31 protein-coding genes and 1 pseudogene are annotated in these 25,584 nt (G+C 34.9%); 23 read left to right on the top strand and 9 right to left on the bottom strand.

Going from position 1 to position 25,584, the window contains the following annotated elements:
• The first annotated feature begins 3 nt into the window (after positions 1–3).
• Positions 4–2,331: a putative bifunctional diguanylate cyclase/phosphodiesterase gene (locus MTT30_RS06780; RefSeq protein ID WP_429801431.1), complete on the top strand. Its 2,328-nt coding sequence runs from the start codon at positions 4–6 to the stop codon at positions 2,329–2,331.
• On the opposite strand, the gene MTT30_RS06775 is transcribed toward MTT30_RS06780, so the two are convergent.
• Entirely contained in the window at positions 2,324–2,863 is a 540-nt protein-coding gene (locus tag MTT30_RS06775; protein ID WP_429801430.1) for a hypothetical protein, read from the bottom strand. The genes MTT30_RS06780 and MTT30_RS06775 overlap by 8 nt on opposite strands.
• A gap of 268 nt (positions 2,864–3,131) precedes the next feature.
• On the opposite strand from MTT30_RS06775, the gene MTT30_RS06770 reads away from it, so the two are divergent.
• Positions 3,132–5,309 carry an EAL domain-containing protein gene (locus tag MTT30_RS06770; RefSeq protein ID WP_429801429.1) on the top strand — a complete coding sequence of 726 codons (2,178 nt, stop codon included), beginning with the start codon at positions 3,132–3,134 and terminating at the stop codon, positions 5,307–5,309.
• Here the strand turns inward: MTT30_RS06770 and MTT30_RS06765 are convergent.
• Complete coding sequence (locus MTT30_RS06765) at positions 5,306–5,494, bottom strand: hypothetical protein (RefSeq protein WP_087577826.1); 189 nt, start codon at positions 5,492–5,494, stop codon at positions 5,306–5,308. The genes MTT30_RS06770 and MTT30_RS06765 overlap by 4 nt on opposite strands.
• A gap of 129 nt (positions 5,495–5,623) precedes the next feature.
• Here MTT30_RS06765 and dut point away from each other — a divergent pair, with 129 nt between their 5' ends.
• Positions 5,624–6,319, top strand: coding sequence for a dUTPase (dut, locus tag MTT30_RS06760; protein WP_429801428.1), 696 nt, complete (start codon positions 5,624–5,626; stop codon positions 6,317–6,319).
• Complete coding sequence (locus tag MTT30_RS06755) at positions 6,316–7,056, top strand: EI24 domain-containing protein (protein WP_429801427.1); 741 nt, start codon at positions 6,316–6,318, stop codon at positions 7,054–7,056. The genes dut and MTT30_RS06755 overlap by 4 nt, the downstream gene beginning before the upstream one ends.
• Positions 7,057–7,074: 18 nt before the next feature.
• Here the strand turns inward: MTT30_RS06755 and MTT30_RS06750 are convergent, their stop codons facing one another.
• Positions 7,075–7,596 carry an ATP/GTP-binding protein gene (locus tag MTT30_RS06750; protein WP_429801426.1) on the bottom strand — a complete coding sequence of 174 codons (522 nt, stop codon included), beginning with the start codon at positions 7,594–7,596 and terminating at the stop codon, positions 7,075–7,077.
• A gap of 84 nt (positions 7,597–7,680) precedes the next feature.
• Here MTT30_RS06750 and MTT30_RS06745 point away from each other — a divergent pair, with 84 nt between their 5' ends.
• From MTT30_RS06745 to MTT30_RS06675, 15 genes are all read left to right on the top strand, one after another.
• A complete protein-coding gene (locus MTT30_RS06745; RefSeq protein WP_188116515.1) occupies positions 7,681–8,049 on the top strand; it encodes an L-arabinose ABC transporter in 369 nt (122 codons plus the stop codon).
• Positions 8,050–8,469: a pyridoxamine 5'-phosphate oxidase family protein gene (locus MTT30_RS06740; RefSeq protein WP_149719351.1), complete on the top strand. Its 420-nt coding sequence runs from the start codon at positions 8,050–8,052 to the stop codon at positions 8,467–8,469.
• Between the two features lie 58 nt (positions 8,470–8,527).
• Complete coding sequence (gene fabG / locus MTT30_RS06735) at positions 8,528–9,271, top strand: 3-oxoacyl-ACP reductase FabG (RefSeq protein WP_021083753.1); 744 nt, start codon at positions 8,528–8,530, stop codon at positions 9,269–9,271.
• 88 nt (positions 9,272–9,359) lie between these two features.
• Positions 9,360–9,593 (top strand): acyl carrier protein, encoded by a 234-nt coding sequence (gene acpP, locus MTT30_RS06730; RefSeq protein ID WP_021091725.1) that lies wholly within the window; start codon positions 9,360–9,362, stop codon positions 9,591–9,593.
• A gap of 34 nt (positions 9,594–9,627) precedes the next feature.
• Positions 9,628–10,839, top strand: coding sequence for a beta-ketoacyl-ACP synthase II (locus tag MTT30_RS06725; protein ID WP_103583101.1), 1,212 nt, complete (start codon positions 9,628–9,630; stop codon positions 10,837–10,839).
• A 1-nt stretch (position 10,840) separates the two neighbouring features.
• Positions 10,841–11,776: an acetyl-CoA carboxylase carboxyl transferase subunit alpha gene (accA, locus tag MTT30_RS06720; RefSeq protein ID WP_107709717.1), complete on the top strand. Its 936-nt coding sequence runs from the start codon at positions 10,841–10,843 to the stop codon at positions 11,774–11,776.
• Between the two features lie 192 nt (positions 11,777–11,968).
• Positions 11,969–12,823: a CbrC family protein gene (locus MTT30_RS06715; protein ID WP_107709719.1), complete on the top strand. Its 855-nt coding sequence runs from the start codon at positions 11,969–11,971 to the stop codon at positions 12,821–12,823.
• A gap of 10 nt (positions 12,824–12,833) precedes the next feature.
• Positions 12,834–13,685 carry a YwqG family protein gene (locus MTT30_RS06710; RefSeq protein WP_429801425.1) on the top strand — a complete coding sequence of 284 codons (852 nt, stop codon included), beginning with the start codon at positions 12,834–12,836 and terminating at the stop codon, positions 13,683–13,685.
• 215 nt (positions 13,686–13,900) lie between these two features.
• Complete coding sequence (locus tag MTT30_RS06705) at positions 13,901–14,515, top strand: riboflavin synthase (RefSeq protein ID WP_107709723.1); 615 nt, start codon at positions 13,901–13,903, stop codon at positions 14,513–14,515.
• A 9-nt stretch (positions 14,516–14,524) separates the two neighbouring features.
• Positions 14,525–15,256 (top strand): peptidoglycan editing factor PgeF, encoded by a 732-nt coding sequence (gene pgeF, locus MTT30_RS06700; RefSeq protein WP_107709725.1) that lies wholly within the window; start codon positions 14,525–14,527, stop codon positions 15,254–15,256.
• 155 nt (positions 15,257–15,411) lie between these two features.
• Positions 15,412–16,191 (top strand): DUF4198 domain-containing protein, encoded by a 780-nt coding sequence (locus MTT30_RS06695; protein WP_149719354.1) that lies wholly within the window; start codon positions 15,412–15,414, stop codon positions 16,189–16,191.
• Between the two features lie 77 nt (positions 16,192–16,268).
• Complete coding sequence (locus MTT30_RS06690; RefSeq protein WP_149719355.1) at positions 16,269–16,484, top strand: acetyltransferase; 216 nt, start codon at positions 16,269–16,271, stop codon at positions 16,482–16,484.
• Positions 16,485–16,628: 144 nt separating this feature from the next.
• A complete protein-coding gene (rpsB, locus tag MTT30_RS06685) occupies positions 16,629–17,417 on the top strand; it encodes a 30S ribosomal protein S2 (RefSeq protein ID WP_084041949.1) in 789 nt (262 codons plus the stop codon).
• A complete protein-coding gene (gene tsf / locus MTT30_RS06680; RefSeq protein WP_429801424.1) occupies positions 17,417–18,481 on the top strand; it encodes a translation elongation factor Ts in 1,065 nt (354 codons plus the stop codon). Before rpsB ends, tsf begins: the two co-directional genes overlap by 1 nt.
• On the top strand, positions 18,481–19,125 hold the full coding sequence (locus tag MTT30_RS06675; protein ID WP_107697450.1) for an ABC transporter ATP-binding protein: 645 nt from the start codon (positions 18,481–18,483) through the stop codon (positions 19,123–19,125). The genes tsf and MTT30_RS06675 overlap by 1 nt, the downstream gene beginning before the upstream one ends.
• Positions 19,126–19,495: 370 nt before the next feature.
• Here MTT30_RS06675 and MTT30_RS06670 read toward each other — a convergent pair.
• The 6 genes and pseudogenes from MTT30_RS06670 to MTT30_RS06645 form a co-directional block, all read right to left on the bottom strand.
• A pseudogene (locus MTT30_RS06670) lies at positions 19,496–19,657 on the bottom strand (cytochrome c3 family protein); the annotation flags it as partial.
• A gap of 157 nt (positions 19,658–19,814) precedes the next feature.
• Positions 19,815–20,423, bottom strand: a complete 609-nt coding sequence (gene hisG / locus MTT30_RS06665) for an ATP phosphoribosyltransferase (RefSeq protein ID WP_087580348.1) — start codon at positions 20,421–20,423, stop codon at positions 19,815–19,817.
• Positions 20,420–21,049, bottom strand: a complete 630-nt coding sequence (locus MTT30_RS06660) for a type III pantothenate kinase (RefSeq protein ID WP_084041953.1) — start codon at positions 21,047–21,049, stop codon at positions 20,420–20,422. The genes hisG and MTT30_RS06660 overlap by 4 nt, the downstream gene beginning before the upstream one ends.
• Positions 21,036–21,368 (bottom strand): hypothetical protein, encoded by a 333-nt coding sequence (locus MTT30_RS06655; protein WP_107697452.1) that lies wholly within the window; start codon positions 21,366–21,368, stop codon positions 21,036–21,038. Before MTT30_RS06655 ends, MTT30_RS06660 begins: the two co-directional genes overlap by 14 nt.
• Positions 21,365–22,372: an L-seryl-tRNA selenium transferase gene (locus tag MTT30_RS06650; protein WP_429801423.1), complete on the bottom strand. Its 1,008-nt coding sequence runs from the start codon at positions 22,370–22,372 to the stop codon at positions 21,365–21,367. The genes MTT30_RS06655 and MTT30_RS06650 overlap by 4 nt, the downstream gene beginning before the upstream one ends.
• Complete coding sequence (locus MTT30_RS06645) at positions 22,372–22,935, bottom strand: hypothetical protein (protein WP_429801422.1); 564 nt, start codon at positions 22,933–22,935, stop codon at positions 22,372–22,374. Before MTT30_RS06645 ends, MTT30_RS06650 begins: the two co-directional genes overlap by 1 nt.
• A gap of 127 nt (positions 22,936–23,062) precedes the next feature.
• Between MTT30_RS06645 and gatC the strand changes: the two genes are divergently transcribed.
• The 4 genes from gatC to MTT30_RS06625 are packed head-to-tail and all read left to right on the top strand — an operon-like array spanning position 23,063 to position 25,580.
• The gene (gene gatC, locus MTT30_RS06640; protein ID WP_429801421.1) at positions 23,063–23,350 is read left to right on the top strand and encodes an Asp-tRNA(Asn)/Glu-tRNA(Gln) amidotransferase subunit GatC; all 288 of its coding nucleotides are present in this window, start codon (positions 23,063–23,065) and stop codon (positions 23,348–23,350) included.
• Between the two features lie 10 nt (positions 23,351–23,360).
• Positions 23,361–24,500, top strand: a complete 1,140-nt coding sequence (locus MTT30_RS06635) for a type IV pilus twitching motility protein PilT (RefSeq protein WP_429801420.1) — start codon at positions 23,361–23,363, stop codon at positions 24,498–24,500.
• On the top strand, positions 24,500–25,111 hold the full coding sequence (locus MTT30_RS06630; protein ID WP_429801419.1) for a CvpA family protein: 612 nt from the start codon (positions 24,500–24,502) through the stop codon (positions 25,109–25,111). The genes MTT30_RS06635 and MTT30_RS06630 overlap by 1 nt, the downstream gene beginning before the upstream one ends.
• A 1-nt stretch (position 25,112) precedes the next feature.
• The gene (locus tag MTT30_RS06625) at positions 25,113–25,580 is read left to right on the top strand and encodes a Fur family transcriptional regulator (RefSeq protein ID WP_087577804.1); all 468 of its coding nucleotides are present in this window, start codon (positions 25,113–25,115) and stop codon (positions 25,578–25,580) included.
• The last annotated feature ends 4 nt before the right edge of the window (positions 25,581–25,584 follow it).

The following is a 25,584-nucleotide window of genomic DNA, read 5'->3' as shown; positions in this document are numbered from 1 at the left end:
AATATGATAAGTAAAATAAGTAACGAAAATCAAGTATCTTTTTTATTTATGTTGATACTTTTTTGTGTATATGTTGTTAGTTATTTTATTGCTAGTGGTTTTTATGAAGACATAATTACTACCCTATTTGATTTTATGATCACATTATTTATCTTTTTAAAGCTAAAAGAGACAAAAAATTTAAAAACATATTGGATATATATATTACTAGGCCTTACTTGCTGGGTAGCATCAGACACTATGTGGATACTATATGATAAGGTTGATTTTCTTAAACAATTTCTTTCTAAAGTCAATTTTATACAAATCTCATACGTAGTCTCATATTTTATGTTTGCATTTTCTGCTTTTTACATTTTGATCAAAAATTTGAAAAATTTATTTTTAATGCAAGTATCTGTGGACTCGGTCTCTATTTCTGCGATATATTTTAGCTTTATGTGGTTTATGATTTTTGATAGAAGTTTAACTCAAGTTTTAAGCCAAAAAGATTTTTTTAATCTAAGTTATATCGCCATAGATTTATTTATGTTTTGTACTTCATTTATTGCATTTTTTTCACTTAAATTTTCAAGAAGAAGACTATCTATATTTTTATGCTTGATAGCACTTATTGCAATAAGCGTTTATGATATTTTTACCACTACAATGGATTTTTGGATAGATGAAATATCCTTTTTTGGATACGACATTGTATTTAAGAGTGTATTTTTTATGTTGTTTGTTGCCACACTTCATTTAAGAGAGGGTGAGGCAAATCTAAAATTTAGGGCGCTCAGAAACGATTTTGATAAAATTTTAATACAAAAGCTATTTGTTTTTGCCGCATTTTTGACGATCATGATCTTGTACTCTTGGAAGATAAATTTGACATGGTTATTTTCTATTTTAGTTACTTTGCTTGCATACGGGGCATTATCTTATACGTTTTCTAATGTTAGAAAAATGGATATTTTAATTAAACGTGAAATACATATCAAAAAAGTGTTAAATAATCAGATAGAAAGTAAAGTAAAAGAGCTTGAAGAGACAAATAGGCACCTACAAAGGATCAGTAAATATGATTATTTGACAAATGCTCTAAATCGCCAGTATTTTATCGCAAGGCTTGAGGAGATGATAAAGTCAAAGGCACTTGGCGAAAAGATAGATATTTATAGTATTGATATAAACCATTTTAAAGCGATAAATGACTCGTATGGGCATTATATCGGCGATGATGTAATAGCAAAGTTTGCTTTAAACATTGAGTCAATATTGCCACCAAACGATTCCTTATTTGCAAGATCTGGCGGCGATGACTTCATCGTTGTTATTAAGCAAAACGAAAATGTACATTGCAGAGAATTTTTACATTATCTACTAAAAGCTATTTCAGAGCCAATCGTTATAGATGATTATAAAATTGTACTTGATGCGAAAATAGGGATTAGCTCGACACAAACTAGTGAAATTTTGGCTGATGATTTTATCATGCAATCAGAAACAGCACTAGAAGCAGCAAAGAAAGATGCATCTGAAAAGTATGTTTTTTATAGTGATATAAAAAGCATTATTCAGGATAGAAACTACATAGAAATATTGCTAAATAGCATAAGCTTTGATGAAGAATTTGAGCTAAAATTTCAGCCTCAGTATCTAATAGAAGGTAAAAAAATAGTAGGAGCAGAGGCTCTTGTTAGGTGGAACTCTCCTATAAAAGGTCCAGTGGATCAATCAAAATTTATCCCAATAGCCGAACAAAGCTCTATTATCAATGCGATAGGAAAATGGGTGGCAAAAAATGCTATAAAACAAATGGCCTTTTGGAATGAAAAATATAATACTAATCTAAAAATAGGCATAAACATCTCACCAAAACAGATTGATAATATAAATTTTGCATCTAAATTTTTAAGCTATATAGATAGATACGGCATCGATCCATCTTGTGTAGATGTTGAGATCACTGAGGCCAGCCTCGTTAATGCCGAAGAGATGATGCAAAGCGCGTTATCTGAGCTTTCTAATAGAGGAATTTGCATATCCATAGATGATTTTGGTACCGGTTTTTCATCGATGAATTACATCAAAAAATATCCTATGAGTCGTCTAAAGATCGCTAAAGAGCTGATAGATAATATTGCTAAAAATGATATAGATAAAGACGTAGTAAAAAGCGTTATAGCTTTAGCTAAAAATGTGGAGCTAAAGACTATTGCTGAAGGTGTCGAAGATGAAACCCAGCTTGAAATTTTAAGAGAGCTTGGATGCGATGAGGTGCAAGGGTATCTTTGGGGTAAGCCAATGAATGCAGAGGATTTTGAAAAGCTTATAATAAGCGCTATTTAAGCACACTCTTTGCACTAAAATTTTCAAATTTTAAAATATCTTTATGGCAAAGTCTAGCCAGCTCATTTATCATTTTTGAGCTAACTTCTTCTTTTGGGATTATTAGATGAATCTTTTCTTCTAAAAAAATGATAAAGATATTTTTTAGCTCATAGATTTCACTAACTTTATTTAGGTCAAATTTTTCATTTTCTTTGGGTTCACCTTCATAGTAAGCCAGAAATTTCTCATTTACTTCAAAATTCATTTGCTTTTGAGTATCTGAAATTTCAATTCTTTTTAATGCAGCTATGCGACTTCTTTTTAAAAAGATAGGATAAAAAATGATCCAAAATATAGCAAAAACAGCTCCGATAATAGTAAAAATTTTACTTTTTAATAGCATATCTACAACAAAACCAGCCATGATGGCTTCAGTAAATATCATAAAAGTGTTTATAAAATACTGCTTTCTTGCAGCCTTTGAAAAAAATAATATAAAAGATTTATAATCTATTAAATTTTGTCCATTTATGACGATATTGCACTTCATAAGATACCTTTGTGAATTTTAAAATTTTTGGGAAATTATAACCAAAAGCAAAGTCAATTTTTGTATAATTTGGACTATTTCTTAGGAGAGGGACACTATTTTTTTAATATCAAAATCATCTATAACTGGTATGCGAAAATGGATTTTAATTGCAGTTGTAGCGCTATTCGTATTTGCACTATTAGCATCTTTGCTAGACTATAATCTAATTGGAAAAATATCTATTTTGCTTAGTTTCTTTATAGTAACTTTTGGCATTTATACTTCAATGGATAAAGTAAAAACCAAAATAACGCATTGGCTTGCAATATGTTTTGGTGTTTTTTTATGGTCTATTTGCGATGCATTAATGGTGTTAAATCAAGATGTATTATTGCGTGCTCATAGTTCTTATGCGTATCTTGATGTGTTTTTTATGTTGCCGATGATATCTATTTTGGCTGGCGTTAGTATATTTTTGTATTCAAAATTTGCAGCCAGCCAAGAAAAGCTAGCCATCATTATGGATAGCATAAGTGTCTTTTTTTTAATAGTAATTTTAATATATGGTATTTTTGACGAAATAGATATTTCATCGATGATAAATAATGGATCAAATATCGTTTTTCTCTCTATTGTGGCCATAAATTTTCTTATACTTTTTATTACTTTAAGTGAGATTTTTACAAGCAGTTTGCTTCGTATAAAAATTAGCGGCTTTTACCTTATATCAGCTAGCATTTTATTTACGATGCTAAATTTATTTATTTTCTATAGTCAGATCTCAAATGTAAATTTTGGCCATAAAATAGATTTTTTATATATCGTTCCTTTCTTCTTCTTGATGATAGGAGCTTTTCATTTAAAAGCTAAAAACGAATATGTTACAAATACCGATAAAGATATCTCAATAGGATCAAAATGGCTACCAATAATAATAGTTTTGCCTTTGCTATTACAAGAAGATCTAACATCTTTTAGTGCACTTATCTCGCTCTTTATTTTAGTCGTAAATGCTATTGTTAATTACTACGTTAAAAGCTCTATCGCAAGCAGAAAAATATTAGATTATGAGAGAAATCTTCATAGAGAGATGGAAAAGTCGATGCATGAGCGAACCAATGAACTTATGCTCGTAAATTTAAGACTTCAAGATATGTCTGAGAAGGACTATCTAACAGATCTTGGCAATAGAAATTTTATAGTAAATGAGCTTGAAAGAATGTGTAAAAGTATCTCTGAAGATGAGGAAATCGCAGTTTATTATATAAATTTAAGCCGTTTTAAAAGCATAAATACATCTTACGGGCATGAAATAGGCGATAGAATTTTAAAGCTAGTTGCAAAAAGGATACTTGAAGTTTGCAATAGACAAGAAGCCATAGCAAGGATTAGTGCGGACGAATTTATCGTACTAGCAAAAATGGAGATAAATAGTCATACAAAACGCTTAAATCTTGGAATTGCCTTAAAAGATGCTATTGAAAAACCAATTCAAATAGATAGATATCACTTTGGACTTAAGTGCATAATAGGCATAGACGTAGCAACTAAAAATAGCACGGCAAATCCAAGAAATATTATAAAAAATGCAGATATGGCAATGTATTACGCCAAGAAAAATCCAGCTTTAAATCCTATGGTTTATAGCGATAAAATTAGCAATGAAATGCACCTAAGCTCAAGCATCGAGATCGCGCTTAAAAAAGCTAATTTGCAAGAAGACCTTCATGTATATTTTCAACCAATATTTGATCTAAAAATCGAAAAAATGATCTATGCAGAGGTTTTTTTATATTGGAAATCAGAAAAATTTGGCTTGATGGAAGCAAGCAAATTTATGAAAGAGGTCAATATAAATAGTGATATCTTAAACGATATTTGCTCACTTTTGGTTTCAAAGACCATAGAGTATGTAGATAGATGGCAAAAAGAAAAACTCTCGATACCAAAAATAAGCATAAATGTTGCGCAGATTCAAAGTAAATCAGAAAAATTTGTTTTAGACTTTGTTTCTAGCTTGCACTCGCACCATATAAACCCGGAGCTTTTTGAAATAGAATTTGGCGAAGAAATATGGACAAATAATTCTAAAACGCTTGATAAAATTTTTTCTGTTCTTAAAGAAAATAATATAGATGTTTGTATAGATAATTTTGGCTCTGGATATACTTCATTTATTTATATTAGAAAATACGGTGTTAAGCGTATAAAAATAGCAAGTGAATTTGTTGCTCAAGCATCAAATAGCAAAATAGACGCACAAATCGTATCTGCAATTATCGATTTAGCAAAGGCAATGAAGATAAGAGTTGGCGCAAAAGGCGTAGAAAAAGAAGAAGATATTAATTTCTTAAAAGAGCTTGATTGTAATGAAGTGCAAGGACTTTTCTTATCTCGTCCTATGAGTGCAGAAGAATTTGAAGACCTTGTAAGACAAGATCCTCAAATGATAGCTAAAGTTTAAATTTCAGCCTTTATCTCTTCGTTTGATTTTACGACCATACCTGAACCATGGATTACGCTTGGAACACAACTGGTGCAAATATCAACTTCTTCGCCATTTTTATGAGCGTGGATAAAAACTGCATTTTTATCATCGCTGCTTTTTAGTCCGCAAACGTTGCATACTACTAGATCTTTCTCTCTCATCTTTTCTCCTTTGAAATTTTGGGTGATTTTACATCTTGTAAGCTTGCATTAAGATGATTTGGGTCAAGCTTGTCGCTTAAGCATTAATTGTTTTTTGTTATAATCATTTAAAATTTAAAAGGTTTAAAAATGGATGAAAGAACTATTGTTTTAGAGATGTTAAAGATGCAACAAAGCCTAAATGACGAGACAAACGGGCTTGGTTGGGAAAATGGCTATACAAATAAAAATAAACTCATAAGCTGGAGGCGCTGCATATATATGGAGTGCGCTGAGCTCATTGATAGCTTTGCTTGGAAGCACTGGAAGAGCATCGATGCTAAGACTGATGAGCAAAATTTGCGCATAGAAGTTGTTGATATTTGGCACTTTATAATGAGCCTAGCTTTGCAAATTTATAAATCAAAACAGCTTGGAGATATAGAAACTTTAGCTGATGATATTTGTCAATCAAGCGGTTTTAGTGAGTTTTGCAAAGAGCCACTAAAGATCGAAGACGAGAGCATTTATGAGATAATGAATGATGTTGAGATGCTTATACATGAGTGCAGCGGGTTTGACTACGATATATTTGATATTTTAAAAATTTACTTCTCTATGTCTTTAAAATGTGGCGTAAATTTATACTCACTTTATGAGTGCTACATCGCTAAAAACGTGCTAAATCGCTTCCGTCAAAATAATGGCTACAAAGAAGGCAGCTATAAGAAAAATTGGAACGGACGCGAAGATAATGAAGTGATGAGTGAAATTTTGTCAAATGGCGTTAGTAAGATCGATGAAATTTATGCCGCACTTGAGCATGAATATAAAAAGGTGAAATGATAAACCTTCTTCGCCTTGGTTTTAAAGATTTTTTTACAGCCAAATTTATAGTGCTATCCATCTTGCCACTTTGCCTTAGCATTTTTAGTCTTGCGTGGCTTACGATCTGGAGCGGCGGTGAGATATTTGATCTTTTAAGTGATAGCGCCAAAAATGAGAATTTTGCCTTTTTAGAGCCAAACTCGGCGCTCTCTTTTATAGCTATTAAAATTTTAAGCTTTAGTGCCACAAAATGGATAGTTAGCATACTTTTTTATATTTTGAGCACTTTTTTAACGATCATTGTTAGCATTGTGATCGCTCTAGTCGTAGCTGGCTTTTTAACTCCAGTTGTTACTAAAGAGATAAACAAAAGGCACTACAACTACGTTCCAAAAAGCGAGGTTAGCACGGCTAGAGTGCTAAAGGTGATGATGATTGAGATCATGAAATTTCTTGGGATATTGCTCGTTTGCCTACCGCTTTTATTTGTACCAGTCTTAAATTTTTTCATCATAAACGTGCCATTTTTTTACATCTACTACAAACTTTTACTAATAGACGTTGGCTCAAACACTCTTGATAGTGATAAATTTGAGCTAGCACTGCTTGAAGGCGGCGGGATAAAATTTATAGCTTTTACACTTTTGTTTTATCTCATCTCGCTTGTGCCGCTTGTGGGACTATTTTTTCAGCTTTATTTCGTGATAGTCTTGTCGCACCTCTTTTTTGAGAGAGAGGCACTTATAAAAATTTAGAGCCAGAAGGCCCTAAATTTACGCATAGTAAGATACTTTGTTGCTCTCATAAAGCAAAGTGTCAAATAGCCTTTTTGTCGCACTTAGTAGGTTTTTGTTTGCCTCATTTTGAGCTAGGAGCTCGTCAAACATCTTTATCATATTGTCATTTATAAAATTTTTGTGATTTAGATCTTTTGCGGTAGGCAACATTTGCTTGATCTTGTTTGAAAGATCACTTATGCTTTGGCTGCTACCAGCGATCTTGTCGCCCTCTTTGACGTTTTTCATAAATTCATCAACTTGTGGGCGAATTTGCTTCATCGCCTCTTCGATCTCTTTCATATCTTGCTCGTCTATGCCGTTTCCTTTATATAAAAACTCATAGCCGTATTCGTGCGTGAGAGTAAGGCTTCTTTGGCTTGAAGTACCATTTTTCTGGCTTGAAAACTCCAAACTTTTGTTGTCATACATCGAAAAGCTTATCTCATCGCCTGAGCTAGTTTTCATCGAAAAGCTCATGTTGTTGTAGCTTCCTTGAGAGTAAAAATTTGTTTGCATTTTTAAATCCTTTTGAAGCTAAATCGGCAAATTTTTAATTTCATAAAGCAAAATTTTGTAAAATGCGTCAAAAAAGGACGGGTAATGTGTTGTTTTGGGACTAGGATCTTTTTGCTTATGCTTATCACTGTTTTAAGCTTTGGCTTTGCTAGGCTCTACCCAGTTTTACCAGTCATTGGCTATTATTTGATACTTGCAAATTTGCTTGCTATTTTGATGTTTTCACTATTTTTTAAAGGGCTTTTGCCAAGCTTTGTAAAGGTTAATGCGATCCACTATTTTTCGCTAATTGGTGGCTTTTTAGGAGCATTTTTAACGATACTTGTTTTTAAAAAAGTTGCAAAAGATAAATTTACTCTAATAGAGCTTATTATTTTTACGCTTTGGGTGCTGATAATCGCCATAGTCATCTTTAAATTTCAAACCATTCTTGACATTTTTAGAGGAATTTAGATGGATGAGAGGATAGTTAAATTTTTAAAAAAGATGCATCTTGCAAGCGTTTGCACCATTGATGATGATGGGCAGCCTTACGCTTTTAGCGCGTTTTACGCCTTTGATGAGCTAAATTTTTGCCTTTTGCTAGCTAGCTCTGATGATAGCTCACATATCAAATTTTTAAAAAACTCAAAGCTCGTTGCTGGCACGGTCGCTCTTGATACAAAGATCGTTGGTAAGATAGAGGGCGTACAGTTTCAAGGAGTGATGAGCGAGGCTAGCGCAAATGAACGAGAAATTTACTTTAAAAGATTTTTTTATGCAAAAGCAATGGATCCAAAAATTTGGTGCATAAATCTTGAAAAACTAAAATTTACGAGTAACGCCCTTGGTTTTGGTAAAAAGATAAAGTGGGAAAGAAGCGATAAAATTTAGACGTTAAGCTTATATAAGCTACAATCATTGAAAAATTAGAAAAAAATAAGGAGAATTTATGAAATTTAGCGGAAAAAACGTGCTAATAACAGGTGCAAGCAGAGGTATCGGTGCACAAATCGCAAAGACGCTTGCAAATATGGGCTTAAAAGTATGGATAAACTACCGCTCAAAACCTGAGATAGCAGACGCTTTACAAGCTGAGATCGAGCAAAATGGTGGCAAGGCTGCGGTGATAAAATTTGACGCGACAGACGAAGATGAGTTTATAAAAGGTATAAATTTGATAGTCGATAGCGACGGCGAGCTAAGCTACCTTGTAAATAACGCTGGCATTACAAACGACAAGCTAGCACTTCGCATGAAAACTAGCGAATTTACAGATGTAATAAATGCAAATTTAACTTCAGCTTTCATAGGATGTAGAGAGGCTTTAAAAGTGATGAGCAAAAAGCGCTTTGGAGCGGTCGTAAACGTTGCATCTATCGTTGGTGAGATGGGAAATGCAGGACAGGTAAACTATTCAGCCAGCAAGGGCGGACTGATCGCTATGAGTAAGAGCTTTGCAAAAGAGGGTGCAAGCAGAAATATACGCTTTAATAGCGTAACTCCGGGCTTTATCGAGACTGATATGACGCATGGACTAAGCGATGAGGTGAAAAAAACTTATAGCGATAATATCCCGTTAAAACGCTTTGGCAGCGCTAGCGAGGTGGCTGAGGCTGTGGCATTTTTACTAAGTGATCACGCGAGCTACGTAACTGGCGAGACGCTTAAAATAAACGGCGGACTTTATATGTAGGTAAATTTCAGACAAGTTTTGAAATTTAAAATAAATAAAAGCGTAAATATTATAAGATAACAGACATTTTTTATAAGGAGACCTTAAAATGGCAGTATTTGAAGACGTAAGAGACGTAGTTGTAGAGCAACTAAGTGTAGATCCACAAGCAGTAAAATTAGAGTCTAAAATCATTGAGGATTTAGGCGCTGATTCACTTGACGTTGTAGAGCTAGTTATGGCTTTAGAAGAGAAATTTGAAGTAGAAATTCCTGATAGCGAAGCAGAGAAATTAATAAGCATTCAAGACGTTGTAAATTATATAGAAAAACTAGGCAAATAATTTAAATTTGCACAGTTTGATTTAAGGAGATGTATTGAAACGAGTCGTTGTAACTGGTATAGGCATGATAAACGCACTTGGTCTTGACAAAGAGAGCTCTTTTAAGGCTATTTGCGAGGGTAAAACAGGTGTGAAAGAGATCACAAGCTTTGATGTAAGTGACTTTCCTGTTAAAATTGCTGCCGAAATAACTGATTTTGATCCAAATAGCATTTTAGACGGCAAAGAGGTGAAAAAAGTAGATCGTTTCATACAGCTTGGCATAAAAGCATCTAATGAAGCTATGGCTGATGCAAATTTTAAAGAGTTTGATGCTCATAAATTTGGCGTTAGTTCAGCAGCTGGTATAGGCGGTTTGCCAAATATTGAGAAAAACTCGATTACATATTTTGAAAAAGGTGTAAAGAGAATTTCACCATTTTTCATTCCATCTGCACTTGTAAATATGCTAGGTGGTATAGTTTCTATAAATCACGGACTTAAGGGTCCAAATTTGTCTAGTGTAACAGCATGTGCAGCAAGCACTCATGCGATATCGCAAGCTGTAAAATGCATTATGATTGGTCAAGCTACAAATATGCTAGTTATCGGCGCTGAGTCTACTATTTGTGGTGTAGGTATAGGCGGCTTTGCAGCAATGAAAGCTCTCTCAACTAGAAATGATGAGCCAAGTAAGGCATCAAGGCCATTTGACGCAAATCGTGATGGTTTTGTAATGGGTGAAGGAGCCGGTGCGCTTGTACTTGAAGAGTATGAGTCAGCTATTGCAAGAGGTGCTAAAATTTATGCTGAAGTAGTTGGATTTGGCGAGAGTGGAGATGCTCATCATATCACGTCACCAACACTTGAAGGTCCATTAAGTGCGATGAAACAAGCACTTGATATGGCAAAAGGTGTAAAGATAGATTATGTCAATGCACATGGTACTTCAACACCTGTAAATGATAAGAATGAGACTGCGGCACTAAAAGCAGTTTTTGGTGATAAATGTCCACCAGTTAGCTCAACAAAAGGTCAAACCGGACACTGTCTAGGTGGTGCTGGTGCGATCGAGGCTGTTATATCTATAATGGCAATGAGAGACGGCATTATCCCTCCAACAATAAACTACGAAACTCCTGATCCAGAGTGCGATCTAGACTACGTTCCAAATAAAGCTAGAAAAGCTGATATAAAAGCTGTTATGAGTAACTCATTTGGCTTTGGCGGCACGAATGGTGTCGTGATATTTAAAAAGTTGGATTAAGATGTCAAATTATTTAGATTTTGAAAAGAGCATAAAGCAAATTGATGAAGACATAGCAAATGCTAAGATCAGAGGCGATGAACATGCTGTTGAAATTTTAAATAAAAACCTATCTAAAGAAATCTCAAAAGTATATAAAAATTTAAACGAATATCAACGTTTACAACTTGCTCGTCATCCAGATAGACCATATTCTATTGATTATATTAATGCGTTTTTGATTGATGGATATGAGATTCATGGAGATAGGGCTTTTAGAGATGATCCAGCGATAGTTTGCTACATCGGCTATATCGGAGGCAAAAAGACTGTCGTTATAGGCGAGCAAAAAGGCCGTGGCACTAAAAACAAATTAAGAAGAAATTTTGGTATGCCTCATCCTGAGGGTTATCGTAAAGCTCTTAGAGTTGCAAAAATGGCTGAGAAATTTAATCTACCTATTTTATTTCTCATAGACACTCCAGGCGCATATCCAGGTGTTGGAGCTGAAGAGCGAGGACAAAGTGAGGCTATAGCTAGAAATTTATTTGAGTTTGCAAATTTAAAAACTCCAATAATTGCTGTTGTTATCGGCGAAGGTGGAAGTGGCGGCGCTTTAGCTATTGGTGTGGCTGATAGACTTGCCATGATGAAAAACTCCGTTTTTTCAGTTATTTCTCCAGAAGGCTGTGCGGCAATACTTTGGAATGACCCAGCTAAACAAGAACAAGCTACAAAATCTATGAAAATAACAGCTGATGATTTAAAAAGTTTATCGCTGATTGATGCCGTTATAGATGAGCCGATAAATGGAGCCCATAGAGATAAAGATGGTGCTGCAAAAGCACTTGCAAATTATTTTATCTCAGAGCTAGCTGAGCTTGAAAAGCTTGACATAAACGACCTTGTAGCAAAAAGAATAGAAAAAATTCTCTCTATCGGAGCATTTGAAGAATAAATTTATAGTCACAACAATTTTATAAGAATACTTATCAAATTTGTTTGTGGCATCATCTACCAAAATACTAAAATAATTTAAAAATCGATATAAATTTAATCGATTTAATAGCCATAATTTTTACACTAGCTTTTTTATCTTTAAGATTTAAACACTAAAATTGTTAATATTAAATCTACATAAAGAGTATTAATGAATAAATTTCAAGAAAAATATATCACTCTTTCAAAAGAATATTATAAAAATAATGGCAATGCTTCTAGTATTGAGGCACTCTATCAGTTTAAAGAAGAGTTGGAAAATTGTGATGACATTTGCGCAAAGTATGTTTTGGTCGATGTTTATCAGCTTTTATCTATGAGAAAGAGTGCTTACGACTTACTTTTAAAAATACATGACAAAAGTGATAAAAAGCAGCTAAAGACACTTGGCTATCTAGTGCAATTCATTGACGAAAATGATAGATGGGCACTACCTCGCCCAAAAAGTAGAGCTCAAATTTTAGCTCAAAAAGATAAAGCTATCACGTTACCAAAATTTATCTACCATCCTAATCCTTTAAAAACTGGCGCATTTAAAGATGACATGAACATAGTGTGTGAGTGTTGTGGCAAAGATACTGAAGTTTATTATAGCGGTAGCATTTATTGCGAGCAAGATATTTCGTATCTTTGTCCTACTTGTATTTCTAGTGGTATAGCTACTAAGAAATTTGACGCTACATTTGTGCAAGGTGCTGACAAACTAAATACAAGTGATGCTAAAAAGGATGACGAACTCTTTAAAAGAACCCCGGGCTACGAGAGCTGGCAGGGCGAGCATTGGATAGCTTGTTGTGATGATTATTGCGAATTTTTAGGTGACGTTGGCACAAAAGAGCTTGAAGAAATGGGTATAGCAGACGAGGTCTTTGAGGACTATGCAAAAAGAGCCGAATATGACGATAAAATGCTACGCGAACATCTTGTTAAAGCTGGCGATATTGCCGGATATTTGTTTCGTTGTTTGCATTGTAAGAAGTATCATATATACGTTGATGCTTGTTAAAGAGGAAAATATGGATATTGCAAAAATTTCTAAAGGTTGTAAAGAACGTGGGCTGGATGAACTTTTTAAACTTTTATCGCCACTAGCAAGAAATGCCATAAGGATAGATACGCAAGCTAAAAATGACGATGATATCGCCGTTGGAGCGTCTAAATTTGGTGGCTTGCCAGATCTGCCAGATGGTTTATCGTGGCCGTTAAATGAAAATGGCGCGCTTAGCTTTGTGGCACAGATAAATTTTGCTGAAGCTAGCAAATTTGACATTGACTCACTACTGCCAAAAAGCGGAATGTTCTATCTTTTTTATGATAGAAATTTGCGTGTTTGGGGCTATGATCCTGCCGATAAAAACGGCTTTGCAGTGATCTTTTCTGATGTAATTGATGAGTCACTTTCTCGTAGGAGAGCGGAGAGCTTAGAGGGAGAAAATTCTACGTTTAACGCACGCTTGCTTAGCTTTGAAAATGAGATAAATTTGCCAAATTTACAAAGCTCGATTGTGCCATTTAGTAAAATTAGTGAGGCTGAGTGGGAGGCTTATCATGAGGTTATTGAGCCAAGTTGGCAGGCTAAAGAAAATAAGCTTCTTGGGCACTCCGATAATGTCCAAGATGGCATGGAGCTAGAGTGTGAGCTGGTTGCAAATGGACTTAGCTGTGGTGATAGTAGCGCTTATCACCACCCAAGAATAGCGGAATTTGAGAAAAATTCTGCCCAGTGGCAACTACTTTTACAGATAGATAGTGATGATGAGGGCGATATGGACTGGGACGGAGAGGGCAGAATTTATCTGTGGATAAAGAGGGATGATCTGGTAGCACGCGATTTTAGCAAGACGTGGCTAATTTTACAGACAAGCTAAGGCTGCCAAATTTATAAAAGATAAAAATTGAAATTTATAGAGAAATTTTATACTAGGGTTACACAATAAATTTTTGCTAGCATTCTTGGTGCGATTGCCAAAATTCCACTGCCATTTCTGCCACTATCAACTTAAATATATAAAATAACCAAAGATGCTAATGCCCAAATTTAGGCAAAATTTAGTAAAATCCTTAAAAAATTTAAAGGCAAAATATGTTTAATGGCTTGATTCGTGAGATCGCACAGGTTGTTAGTTATTCACAAAATATTTTAAGGCTAAAGGCAAATTTTCGTCCAAATTTAGGCGATAGCATTGCCGTAAATGGTGCTTGCCTGAGCGTAATAAAACTGCATGAAGATGGCTTTAGTGTGGAGCTAAGCGCAGAGAGCAGGGCAAATATCGCGGTTGAAAATTTAAAAGAAAGAGTGCATATCGAGCCAGCGATGAAGCTAGGAGACCGAGTAGATGGGCATTTGATGCAAGGACATATCGATTTTATCGGTAAAATTTCAAATATCAAAAAGAATGAGAATGGGGTTGATTTTTACATCGACTTGCCGCGCGAGGCTATGAGCTTGATGTCAAATAAAGGCTCAGTGGGCGTCGAGGGAGTGAGCCTAACCATAAATGAAATTTTGCCAAAGGGTATAAGGCTCACAATCATACCAATCACTTTTAGAGATAGCCTTTTTGGTACTTTTAAGGTCGGTAGACGCGTAAATATCGAAAGCGATCTTTTGGCTCGATACGTAGCTAGGCAGCTTTTTTGTAAGCAAGATAGCACCCTTAGCTGGGACGATGTTGAGCGAATTTCTAGCCTTTACTAGGTGGATAAAATGCGTAAAAATTTAGAGATCGTCTTTGATAAAAATGGCGTATTAGCTGGCTTTACAAATAGATTTGGCGGTGTGAGTGAGGGTGCTTTTGAGAGCTTAAATTTAGCAGATCATGTTGGCGATGATCCGCTAAAGGTCGCACAAAATCGTGAAATTTTAGCAACGGCGCTTGGCATTATGCCTGTTAATTTAAAATTTATGAGCCAAATCCACTCAAATAGAGTGGAAATTTTGCAAGATTTTAACGATGATCTACCTCCGTGTGATGGTGTGATAACATCATTAAAAGACGTAGCGCTTTGCGTCTTAGTCGCTGACTGTGCGCCTGTTTTGATAATAGATGAACATCTTGGCGTAGTCGCAGCTGTGCATGCGGGACGCGCAGGTGTTACTAGTAAAATTTGCACAAATGCGGTAGGACTGATGACAAGTGAGTTTGGCTGCCGTGCGAATAATTTACGCGTACTTATAGGTGCAAATATCAAAGTGCAAAACTACGAAGTAGGCAAGCTAGATCTTGGCGAATTTAACCGATACAAAAAAGATGGAAAATTTGATATAAACGCAGCTTTATTAGACGAATTTGCTAAGCTCGGAGTAGAGCAAATATGGCTAGATCCTCGCTGCACTTTTGAGAGAGATGAATTATTCTCATACCGCAAACAGAGTAGGACTGGGCGTTTTTGCGGATTTGTGATGAATAGAGTTGCATCAATAAATACTAAAAAATAAAAGCAAATTTTTAGCTTCATTACTTGCCTGTTAAAATTTGCCAGCTAAATTGTATTGAACGTTTTGATATTTAATTTGATCTAAAAAATGGCTAAATATAATAATTTTTAGCTACAATTTGACATCGAATCTCAAAAATAACAACAAGGAAAATCATGAAAATAGGTAAAATTTTGACCGCCATTATGTTAACAGGAGCTTTTTATATGGTGCAAGCGCACATGTTTTGGGTAGATGGAGCTAATGATGAAAAGCTAGGAAAATTTATCGCAAACATGGGTTATAGCGACGATTTTCCAAAGCTAGAGCCTATTATGGCTGAACGCGTCCATCTTTTTGCGCCAATTACCGTAATAAGTAAAGATGGTAACAAAAAGAAGCTTACACAAAGTGGCGAGAACTACCGCTACGAGGGTGAAAGATTAGACAAAGGTACATATATCTTACTGGCACAGCAAAATCCTATGTATTCGCTTAAAAAACGTAGTGATGGCAAGTGGCTAATTGACAAAACAAAGCTTGATCTAAATGATCTAAGCGATATACAGATTTGCCGGCTGATGACGATAACATCTAAGAGAGTCTTAAATTTAGGTGAAACAAACGACTTCGTAACTAAACCTGTTGGAGTTAAAATTGAGATCGTACCGCTACAAAACCCAGCGGAATTTAGAGTAGATAAGCCTTTTAAATTGCAGGTTTTTGCTGATGGAAAGCCGCTAGAGCGAGCTAAGCTAACTGGTACTTTTGCTGAATTTTTAGACCATAAGCATGCGTTTTATGGTATGACAGATGAGCAAGGCATCACTGAAGTGTTAGTTCTAAGACCAGGATTTTGGGTATTTGAGGTGATTTATGAAAGACCTTATCCAGATGCTGCGAAGTGTGACAAAGAGACGTTAAAAACGACGCTTAGTCTTGAGATAAAAGAATAAAAGTTTGATATAAATTTGAGTCCGAATTTATTATAAATTTTTTATAATCGTTTTGTAATTTTGAAAGTAGAGAAAGAATGCCTTACGAAAATTTTAAATCAAAAAATTCTTTTGTGCTAAAAATCACTACAAACGCAAGAAAATTTGGCGTAGAAACGCTACAAAACGAGGAGTTTGTAAGCATTCTTTTAAATGTCAAGAAGCTTGAAATTTCATCCGAACAAAGGCAAGCAATGGCAGAAATTTTTGCTAAGTTAATAAAAATCGAAGAAGACTCACAATTAAGTAAATAAACTTTAGTTTAAATTCATATTATTTTAAGTATAATCCCCCTTTATTTCACACACGACAATCCTAAATTTGGTTGTGCGAAAGCATTAATGGTCGTGGAGGATAAAACTAAATTCAAGGCAAAATGCCTAAACAAGGAGAAACTCATGGTAACTATGAGAGATTTATTAGAGTGTGGCGTACATTTTGGTCACCAAACACGCCGCTGGAATCCAAAGATGAAAAAATTTATCTTTGGCGAGAGAAAAGGTATCTATATTATAGATCTACAAAAGACTATCCGCTACTTCCGCTACACTTACAACATCGTTCGTGACGCAGCTGCTGAAGGCAAGTCAGTACTATTTGTTGGTACTAAAAAACAAGCTATCGACGCTATAAAAGAGTACGCTGAAAAATGTGGAATGCCTTATGTAAATCACCGCTGGTTAGGTGGTATGATGACAAACTTCGGTACTATCCGCCAGTCTATCCGCAAACTAGAAGTTATCGAGACTATGGAAGAAGATGGCTCGATAAATTTACTAACTAAAAAAGAGGCTTTGATGCTTCGCCGCAAAAAAGAGAAGCTTATCGCAACTCTTGGTGGTATCCGCAATATGAAAAGTCTACCTGATATGATATTTGTAGTTGATACAGTTAAAGAAAAGATCGCTGTTCAAGAGGCAAATCGCTTAAAAATCCCAGTTGTAGCACCAATCGATACAAACTGCGATCCTGACGTTGTTGACTATCCGATCCCAGGAAACGACGACGCGATCCGTTCTGTTCAGCTTTTCTGCCAAGAGATGGCTGAGGCTATTAACGAAGGCAAATCACTTCTTGAGCAAGATGGTGGCGAGCAAGCTGCTAGTGAAGAAGTAAGTCAAGATGAGAAAGACGCAGTTGTAGCTGAGGCTATGAGTGAAGAAGACTTTGGCGAGGACGAAGAATAATGGAAATAACTGCACAAATGGTAAAAGAGCTCCGCGAATCAACCGGAGCTGGTATGATGGACTGCAAAAAGGCACTTAGCGAAGCAAATGGCGACATGGAAAAAGCTGTTGATATCCTCCGCGAAAAAGGTCTAGGTCAAGCTGCTAAAAAGGCTGACCGCCTTGCAAGCGAGGGCTTAGTAAGTGTTGAAGTTTGTTCAAAATGCAAAAAAGCAACTATTAGCGAGATCAACTCTGAAACTGACTTCGTTGCTAGAAATCCACAGTTTCAAGCACTTGCAAAAGATGCAACAGCTCACATCCAATCAAGCGGCATAACAACAGTTGAAGAGCTAAACGCGAGCACTTTAAATGGGGTTAAATTTGAAGATTACTTCAAAACTCAGATTGCAACTATCGGTGAAAATCTTGTAGTGCGTCGCTTTGAGACTATTAGTGCTGACGATAAGGGCGTGGTAAATGGCTATGTTCACTCAAATGGCCGTGTTGGCGTACTTATCGGTGCAGCTTGCGAAAGTGCTGAAGTTGCAAACAAAGCAGCTGATTTTATAAGAAATTTATGTATGCACGCAGCTGCTATGAAGCCAAGCGTTATAAGCTACAAAGACCTTGATAAAGATTTTGTTGAGAAAGAATTTATCGCACTTCGTGCTGAGCTTGAAAAAGAAAATGAAGAGTTAAAACGCCTAGGCAAGCCACTTCATCACATCCCTGAGTATGCTAGCCACTGCCAGATAGGTGATGCTGAGCTTGCAAAAGCTACAAAAGCGATCGAAGAAGAGCTAAAAGCTGAGGGCAAACCTGAGAAAATTTGGGATAAGATCATCCCTGGTAAGATCGAGAGATTTTACGCTGACAACACAGTACTTGACCAACGCCTTACACTTTTAGGTCAGTTTTATGTAATGGACGATAAAAAGACTATTGAACAAGTTATCGAAGAGAAGAGCAAAGAGCTTGGCGGTAAGATCGAGATCGTAAAATACGTTCGTTTTGAGCTTGGTGAAGGCTTAGAGAAAAAAGTAGATGACTTTGCTGCAGAAGTTGCTGCTCAAATAGGCTAATGGAAATTTTAAGAGCGTCTAATCTAGGCTTTGCGTATGATTATACGCTCTTTAATAATATAAATTTAACTCTCAATCAAAAACAAAGCATCGCGATAACCGGCGTTAGCGGTTGTGGCAAATCAACGCTCTTACACATACTTTCAACACTTTTAAAACCAAATTTTGGCGAGGTCATCTATCAAGATAGATCGATCTATGAGCTTTCTCAAAACGAGCTTTTGGCCATTAGAAGGCTTCATTTTGGTATTATTTTCCAGTCACACTATCTTTTTAAAGGATTTAGTGCTTATGAAAATATCGAGCTTGCAAGCATCTTATCTGGCGAAAATATAGAAAAAAATGATCTTGAAGCGCTTAAAATTTCAAGTGCGATAAATCAAAAAGTTGGCGAGCTAAGCGGCGGCCAGCAGCAGCGTGTGAGTATCGCTAGAGTGCTTACTAAAAAGCCAAAGATCATCTTTGCAGACGAGCCAACGGGCAACCTTGATAAGCAGACGGCAAATGAAGTGATGCAAGTTTTATTTGACTATATAAATGAAAATAACGCTGCCCTTGTTCTAGTTACTCACGACAACGACCTAGCCGCTAAATGCGACAATTCATACAAGCTTGAGAACAAAGAGCTTGTGCAAATTTCTTAAAATTTAAAAACTAAAATTTATTATTTTATCTTTTTGCTTGCCTGATTAATAGAAAGTTTAGACTACCCACCAACATGTTTTGTATTATTCTTATCAGCCTTTTGTTTTAAAAATTCCTCTTCTTCTTTTGTAGGGTTATAATCATCTTTTAAAATTTTTTCTTAGTATCAATCTTTTGCTCAAGCATCTTATTTTCATAAATTTTTATATATTGGCTTCCAGTATTCAAGGTAATTTCTAAAGCCAGCGCTATATCCTGCATTATAGTGGTAGCTTACACATTTTAGCTCTTTATCACTGCTAAGAGGTTTTAGTGGGCATGCATATTTTGAGCTTGTGCTGATGTTTTGTTACTATCTATCACATTTGTATGGCAGCTAGTGCAGCCATTATCACCGATCTCTTTAAATTTGCTAGGATTATCGCCTTGACTTTGATGGCAATCAATACAATCAAAGCTTAGATATTCGTGATGAGGCTTTAGCTTATGATTAGCTCTTAGCTCGTCAGAAACTACCATCTTTGTAATATTTAGACACTCTTTGGATAAGTCCAATCTATTAAGATAAATTAATATAAAAAGTGTGTCAGTGACTACCAATGCATTATTCTAAAAGAATTTATAAGAGAATAGTTGGACTTTATATCACTAGAGAAATTTTTGTACTTTATGATGAGGCAGCAGGACTTTAAATTTCCTCTTTAATTTTTTTGTAAAGCTCTAAAATCTCATCTTTTTTAATGATAAAACTATTTTTATTTGCTATTAGATAAGCTGAGCTTTGCATGATATCACCAGCGATCTTTAGCCCATTTTGTTTCATAGTTGAGCCAGTCTCGACTACATCAACTATCGCATCACTTAAGCCAACTAGTGGCGCAAGTTCGATCGAGCCATAAAGTTTGATGATCTTTACAGCTACGGCTTGTTTCGTAAAATAATTTCTTGTTATATTTGGCATTTTTGTGGCTATTTTTAGCTCTGGCTGGTTTAGATCTAATTCAGAGTTATTTTTTATACCGATGCAAACTTTGCACTGTCCGATTTTTAAATCCAGTAGCCTTACAACGTTTGGCTTGTGCTCTTCAAGTACGTCAAGTCCTACTACACCAATATCAGCTGCACCTTCAGTGACATAAGTTGGGATATCTTGGTTGCGAACCATTAAAAATCTAAAATTTCCTTCTTCAAGGATTAATTTTCTATCTTCAAATAAAAAACTTGAACCAAAAATTTTTCTAAAAATTTCTAGTGTTGCCTCGGCTATTCTTCCCTTTGGTAGTGCTACTGTTATCATATTATCATATCTTTCTTTTCAGTTATTAGCTTTTGCATGGCACGAAAAACTAGCATCTTGTCGCAAATAGCATTTTTAAAAAATTTTGACAAAAAATCGCCATCTCCACCAGTAAAATAGACTTTTTTATCACCGGCTAGCTTATCTAGTAGAGTTATTATTGGTTTAATAATGCCATAACTCACGGCATCAGCTGTTTTTTGTGGTAGAGCATCTATATCAATTTGTGAATTTATAGTAATATCAAGTCGTGGCGAGATACTTTTGTAGGCGTTTAGCATACTTGAAATGCCTGGCAAGATATATCCTCCAAGATGGATAGAATTTGCCATAATGTCAACTGTTATGGCGCTTCCAGCATCAACGATTACGCCATTATTTATAGAGTAACATGCTGCGATTCTATCTACACCTAGACCCTGATATATCGTATCAATAGTAAAAAATGGTTCTAGATCCACAAACATCTTATTATCTTTTAAAATATTTAAAATTTCATCATTTACGGATATAAAATATACTTTTTTTTCTGGCTTATAGCTTTTAAACTCAGAAATTTTCATACGTGAGATTTTGCCATCTTCTAAAAATGTAGCGTTAGTATTGCCTATATTACACAAAATCATAACATCGCCAATTATTGTCTTGTAGTTCTTTTAAGGCTTTAGAACAAATTTCTGAGCTATAAAATATAGTTTTTTTTCTTAGATTTGTTTGGAATTTCATCTCTATTTTTTTAGAAATTTCTTCAAGCTCCAAAGCCTCTTTACGTAGCAATCTACTTTTTGCTTTTCTTAAAAAGATAAGACTATAAAAGCTCTTATTGTCCACTCCCCAAAAGATATCAAGCGTCTTTTTTGTACTAAATTCACTTGTATTAAGTGCTTTGATATCTTTTAAAAGGATTTTTTTGGCTTCAAAAAGCTCCCAAATTTTTTGGTTCATTGCCCTAAATTAACAAGTTCATTATCATAATAAAAGGTATCATTGCCCATAAAGCTTTTATCTTTTATCTCATCGCTAAATTCATAAATTTCAGCTCCACTGAGGTCTAAATTTGTTTTTATAACGTAGCCTGTTTTTTCGATTATGTAGAGCTTATTATTGATAATAGTAGCTGCTGAGAAGATGGCAAATTTGAAATTTACTTTATTTTGCTCTTTTAGCATAAGATTTGTTCTTACGATCGTACCATCTTTTTTAAAGATATAAATTTCATCGTTATTAACTAGTACATCTTTGATCTCACCGTCATAATAAACCGTTTGACTTGGGTTAATGACGATTAGTTTTTTTGCTGTTGCTGCAATTAGATTATCGCCCTCAACGCCTAAGAATATGATGTTATTAAAGAAATTTTCAGAGCTTACGACCACGTCACGTAAAATTCTACCAGTCTCTTTTTGTACTATATAAATTTTGCCATCTAATGCCGGATAAACGATAAGCGAGCTCATAAAAAATGGTGCTACGACCCTTGAATCAACCGCTGCTATATTAGACGAGCTATATTCCATTATTGTTGTTGCGGTATTTATGTCTATTAGATAGATGTGGTTTGCCGTGCTGATAGCTGCTAATAGGTTTTGATCAAGAGAAGCAGCAACGATTGCTGTTGGAAATTTATTGCTATAAACGCTGTGTCCACTAGGATCTGTCACATTTAGATCGCCATTTATACTAGCTGATATGATAAAGCCGTTGTTTTCATTTAAGAAATTAAAATTTTCAGGCAACTTAATGTTTGTATTTAGGCCGTTTTTGGTGATAATATTGCCGTTATCAAGAGTGGCACCATTTACATTTGCTGATTTGATATAAGATGGCATATCTTTTGACAAAGAAATTTTGCCAGAGGTTTGAGCTGGCTCGAAATATTGTCTTTTTGTGCCACATCCGCTTAAAACTAAAGCCAAGGCAAAAGCCAAGAAAAGAGTAATTTTTTTCATTATTTTATTCCCTGATAGTGTTTTAAATTTTTAACTAAAGTTTGAAGCTGAGAGTCGAGTGAAATTTTATTAAACTCATCATTTGCTTCTTTGATTTTGTTTTGTTTTAAAAGCTCAAAACCTTTTAAGAGTGTGCTATATTCGCTTAAAATTTGAGTGTTTGCATTACCATTTTGTGAAAGAATAATATCTTTTACTATAGGATTTACTTTAAAATTTGCAAGCTCGCTAATGCCATTTGTCTCATTTTTATCAAGCTTTTGCTGAAGTGAAAAAAGTGCATATAAATTTGGTTCTTTTTCTTTTAAAATACTTAAGGCATTTGCATCGTTTGGATTTAAAATGAGCTTTGAGTAAGCCAAATTTGCATCTTCAATTCTATTATCATTTATTATTTTGTTCGAATAAAATCCAATAATTGCAATGACGGCAACAATAATGGCAATTATCATAAATTTTTTATACTTTCTAAAGAAACGCTCACCTTTGATCATGCTTTCTAAAAACTGTTCTTGAGCACCAATCTCTTGTTTTATCTGTGTTAGATCTTCTTTTATAGCCAACGCTTTTCCTTTATTTTTAAAAAATTTTAATTCGCAGATTTTAACATAATTAAATTAAAACTATCCCAAAATTAAAGCTTGAATGTGATATAATGGCTCAAAATTAATTAATAAGGTTACTTATATAATGCAAATAGATGATACTCTTTTAAATAAATTAGAAAAACTTTCTGCCTTACAAATCAGTGATGAAAAAAGAGAAGAAGTAAAAAAACAACTAAGTGAGATTGTATCTTTTGTTGATATTTTAAATGAACTTGATCTAAGCAGTGATGAAGCTGTAGTTAGCTCTATAAAAGGCGGCACGCCTTTAAGAGAAGATGAGCCAAAACCAAGTGATGTGATTGATACGATCTTAAAGTACGCTCCTTCTCGTGAAGGGCATTTTTTTGCTGTACCAAAAATAATAGAATAATGGTAAAAATATGGATCTAATCGAACAGCTTCAGGCGAAGAATTTAAGTGTAAAAATACCAGAAGATAATAACCTTAATAATCTTGCTGGCGATGTAAAAACACTTTTAAAAACTGTTGTGAGTGATAAGGCAAGCGATCTTCACCTTGTTTCAAGATCTGAGCCGCAAATAAGAGTAGATGGTGCTTTAAAGCCCATTGATTTTGGCGTATTAAGCGGTAAGGATATAGAGAATTTATGTTTTGCTTTGATTACTGATGAACAAAAAAGTGAACTTGAGAATAATAAAGAGCTTGACTTTGCGATTGAGCTTCCAGATATTGGCCGTTTTCGTGGCAACTACTACTATACAATGAATGGTGACTTAGCAGCTGCTTTTCGTATAATCCCAATCAATATCCCATCTCTTGATGAGTTAAATGCTCCACAAATTTTTAAACACATTATTAAGCGTGAAAAAGGTCTTATTTTGGTTACTGGTCCGACAGGAAGCGGTAAATCAACAACTCTTGCAGCGATGCTTAATGAGATAAATTTAAATTATAGAAAGCATATTATTACAATCGAAGATCCAGTCGAGTTTGTACACAACAACAAAAAAGCTCTATTTTCACATAGAAATATTGGTACTGATGCGAGTTCTTACTCAAGAGCCTTGAAGTCTGCGGTTCGTGAAGACCCAGATATCATACTTGTGGGCGAGATGAGAGATAGAGAGACGATTTCAACGGCTATTACGGCGGCTGAGACCGGACACTTAGTCTTTGGTACGCTTCACACAAATTCAGCCATTCAAACTATAAATAGGATCGTTGATAGTTTCGATGGAAGTGAGCAATTGCAAGTAAGAAATATGCTTAGTGTTTCGCTAACTGCTGTCGTTTCACAAAGTCTAATCCCGAAGATAGGCGGTGGAAGGTGCGCGGTGCATGAAATTTTAATAAACAATATGGCTATCTCAAACTTGATACGTGAAAACAAAATACATCAAATTTACTCTCAGATGCAGCTAAATCAACAACAAACTGGCATGAGTACGCAAACTCAGGCTTTGATGAAAGTGCTAAAAGAGGGTAAGATTACAAAAGAAAATGCGCTAGCTTATTCAACTAGTCAGCAAGAACTTCAAAATTTAATAGGAACTGTATAATGGATTTAGTAACGTGGTTTGATATTATTATTATTGCTCTTGTCTTGATGCTTGGCATAAAAGGCATATTAAATGGACTTATCAAAGAAGCTTTCGGACTTATCGGACTTATCGGTGGCTTAATTATAGCTAGCAGGTTTTCAGATCTATCTGGTGAGTTTATAACTAAAAATATATATAAATTTGAAAATCCTTCATTTTTACAGTTTGTCGCATTTATCTCTCTTTGGCTAGTTTTTTGGCTAGTTTGCTTGCTAGTTGGTAAATTTTTATCAAAAATAGTTTCAGTAAGCGGACTTGGTTTTTTGGATAGACTTGGTGGATTTGTTATGGGAAGTGGAAAAATTTTCTTAACATTTTCGGCAGTAGTTGCTGTAATATCTGGCACTTCGCTAAATAATATAATTGCTCCTTATTTTGCGAACAGTAAAGTTTATCCGGTTTTGATAGAAACTGGCAAATGGATAACAAATCTTGATGTAAAAAATATCAAAAGTGAGTTAGATGAGATAGTGGCAAGACCAATGGATACAAATAAAACTGACGCATTTATCTCAATGGATGCAAATGCTAGTGTAAATACCGACTCTAATACCACAAAAGGGGAATAAGATGATAGAAAATTTAGAATATGATGCGTTGCTTGAGAAATTCAAAAGAGTGCTTCGCGACAATGGTTTAAAATACACGAAACAGCGTGAAATTTTACTAAAAACACTATACAACAATGGTGAACACTTTACTCCAGAAAAACTTTATCTTTTTATAAAAGAAACGCACCCTGAGCTAAATATTGGTATCGCAACTGTTTATAGAACACTAAATCTACTTGAAGAATCAGAGATGGTGACATCAATCAGCTTTGGTTCGCAAGGTAAAAAATTTGAGCTTGCCACAAAGCCACATCACGACCATATGATATGCAGAAAGTGCGGCCTTATCATAGAATTTGAAGATCCAATGATAGAAAAAAGACAAATCAGTATCGCAAAAGATCATGGCTTTAAACTAACTGGTCACATGATGCAGCTTTATGGAATTTGTGAAAAATGCTCAAAAAATAATATAAAGGGAAAGTAAGGTG

The organism is Campylobacter concisus (genome assembly GCF_050447445.1).
Lineage (GTDB): Bacteria > Campylobacterota > Campylobacteria > Campylobacterales > Campylobacteraceae > Campylobacter_A > Campylobacter_A concisus_BI.
This window is presented reverse-complemented; position numbering and strand designations above follow the sequence as displayed.

What these genes read in the sequence shown, in the direction of transcription:
- tsf (WP_429801424.1), top strand. Translation starts at nt 17,417, where the DNA reads ATGGAAATAACTGCACAAATGGTAAAAGAGCTCCGCGAATCAACCGGA.
- MTT30_RS06740 (WP_149719351.1), top strand. Translation starts at nt 8,050, where the DNA reads ATGGATGAGAGGATAGTTAAATTTTTAAAAAAGATGCATCTTGCAAGC.
- dut (WP_429801428.1), top strand. Translation starts at nt 5,624, where the DNA reads ATGGATGAAAGAACTATTGTTTTAGAGATGTTAAAGATGCAACAAAGC.
- MTT30_RS06690 (WP_149719355.1), top strand. Translation starts at nt 16,269, where the DNA reads ATGCCTTACGAAAATTTTAAATCAAAAAATTCTTTTGTGCTAAAAATC.
- MTT30_RS06650 (WP_429801423.1), bottom strand. Translation starts at nt 22,372, where the DNA reads ATGAAAAAAATTACTCTTTTCTTGGCTTTTGCCTTGGCTTTAGTTTTA.
- MTT30_RS06755 (WP_429801427.1), top strand. Translation starts at nt 6,316, where the DNA reads ATGATAAACCTTCTTCGCCTTGGTTTTAAAGATTTTTTTACAGCCAAA.
- fabG (WP_021083753.1), top strand. Translation starts at nt 8,528, where the DNA reads ATGAAATTTAGCGGAAAAAACGTGCTAATAACAGGTGCAAGCAGAGGT.
- pgeF (WP_107709725.1), top strand. Translation starts at nt 14,525, where the DNA reads ATGCGTAAAAATTTAGAGATCGTCTTTGATAAAAATGGCGTATTAGCT.
- acpP (WP_021091725.1), top strand. Translation starts at nt 9,360, where the DNA reads ATGGCAGTATTTGAAGACGTAAGAGACGTAGTTGTAGAGCAACTAAGT.
- accA (WP_107709717.1), top strand. Translation starts at nt 10,841, where the DNA reads ATGTCAAATTATTTAGATTTTGAAAAGAGCATAAAGCAAATTGATGAA.
- rpsB (WP_084041949.1), top strand. Translation starts at nt 16,629, where the DNA reads ATGGTAACTATGAGAGATTTATTAGAGTGTGGCGTACATTTTGGTCAC.
- MTT30_RS06750 (WP_429801426.1), bottom strand. Translation starts at nt 7,596, where the DNA reads ATGCAAACAAATTTTTACTCTCAAGGAAGCTACAACAACATGAGCTTT.
- MTT30_RS06710 (WP_429801425.1), top strand. Translation starts at nt 12,834, where the DNA reads ATGGATATTGCAAAAATTTCTAAAGGTTGTAAAGAACGTGGGCTGGAT.
- MTT30_RS06770 (WP_429801429.1), top strand. Translation starts at nt 3,132, where the DNA reads ATGGATAAAGTAAAAACCAAAATAACGCATTGGCTTGCAATATGTTTT.
- MTT30_RS06625 (WP_087577804.1), top strand. Translation starts at nt 25,113, where the DNA reads ATGATAGAAAATTTAGAATATGATGCGTTGCTTGAGAAATTCAAAAGA.
- hisG (WP_087580348.1), bottom strand. Translation starts at nt 20,423, where the DNA reads ATGATAACAGTAGCACTACCAAAGGGAAGAATAGCCGAGGCAACACTA.
- MTT30_RS06655 (WP_107697452.1), bottom strand. Translation starts at nt 21,368, where the DNA reads ATGAACCAAAAAATTTGGGAGCTTTTTGAAGCCAAAAAAATCCTTTTA.
- MTT30_RS06630 (WP_429801419.1), top strand. Translation starts at nt 24,500, where the DNA reads ATGGATTTAGTAACGTGGTTTGATATTATTATTATTGCTCTTGTCTTG.
- MTT30_RS06775 (WP_429801430.1), bottom strand. Translation starts at nt 2,863, where the DNA reads ATGAAGTGCAATATCGTCATAAATGGACAAAATTTAATAGATTATAAA.
- MTT30_RS06780 (WP_429801431.1), top strand. Translation starts at nt 4, where the DNA reads ATGATAAGTAAAATAAGTAACGAAAATCAAGTATCTTTTTTATTTATG.
- MTT30_RS06660 (WP_084041953.1), bottom strand. Translation starts at nt 21,049, where the DNA reads ATGATTTTGTGTAATATAGGCAATACTAACGCTACATTTTTAGAAGAT.
- MTT30_RS06675 (WP_107697450.1), top strand. Translation starts at nt 18,481, where the DNA reads ATGGAAATTTTAAGAGCGTCTAATCTAGGCTTTGCGTATGATTATACG.
- gatC (WP_429801421.1), top strand. Translation starts at nt 23,063, where the DNA reads ATGCAAATAGATGATACTCTTTTAAATAAATTAGAAAAACTTTCTGCC.
- MTT30_RS06745 (WP_188116515.1), top strand. Translation starts at nt 7,681, where the DNA reads ATGTGTTGTTTTGGGACTAGGATCTTTTTGCTTATGCTTATCACTGTT.
- MTT30_RS06715 (WP_107709719.1), top strand. Translation starts at nt 11,969, where the DNA reads ATGAATAAATTTCAAGAAAAATATATCACTCTTTCAAAAGAATATTAT.
- MTT30_RS06765 (WP_087577826.1), bottom strand. Translation starts at nt 5,494, where the DNA reads ATGAGAGAGAAAGATCTAGTAGTATGCAACGTTTGCGGACTAAAAAGC.
- MTT30_RS06705 (WP_107709723.1), top strand. Translation starts at nt 13,901, where the DNA reads ATGTTTAATGGCTTGATTCGTGAGATCGCACAGGTTGTTAGTTATTCA.
- MTT30_RS06635 (WP_429801420.1), top strand. Translation starts at nt 23,361, where the DNA reads ATGGATCTAATCGAACAGCTTCAGGCGAAGAATTTAAGTGTAAAAATA.
- MTT30_RS06695 (WP_149719354.1), top strand. Translation starts at nt 15,412, where the DNA reads ATGAAAATAGGTAAAATTTTGACCGCCATTATGTTAACAGGAGCTTTT.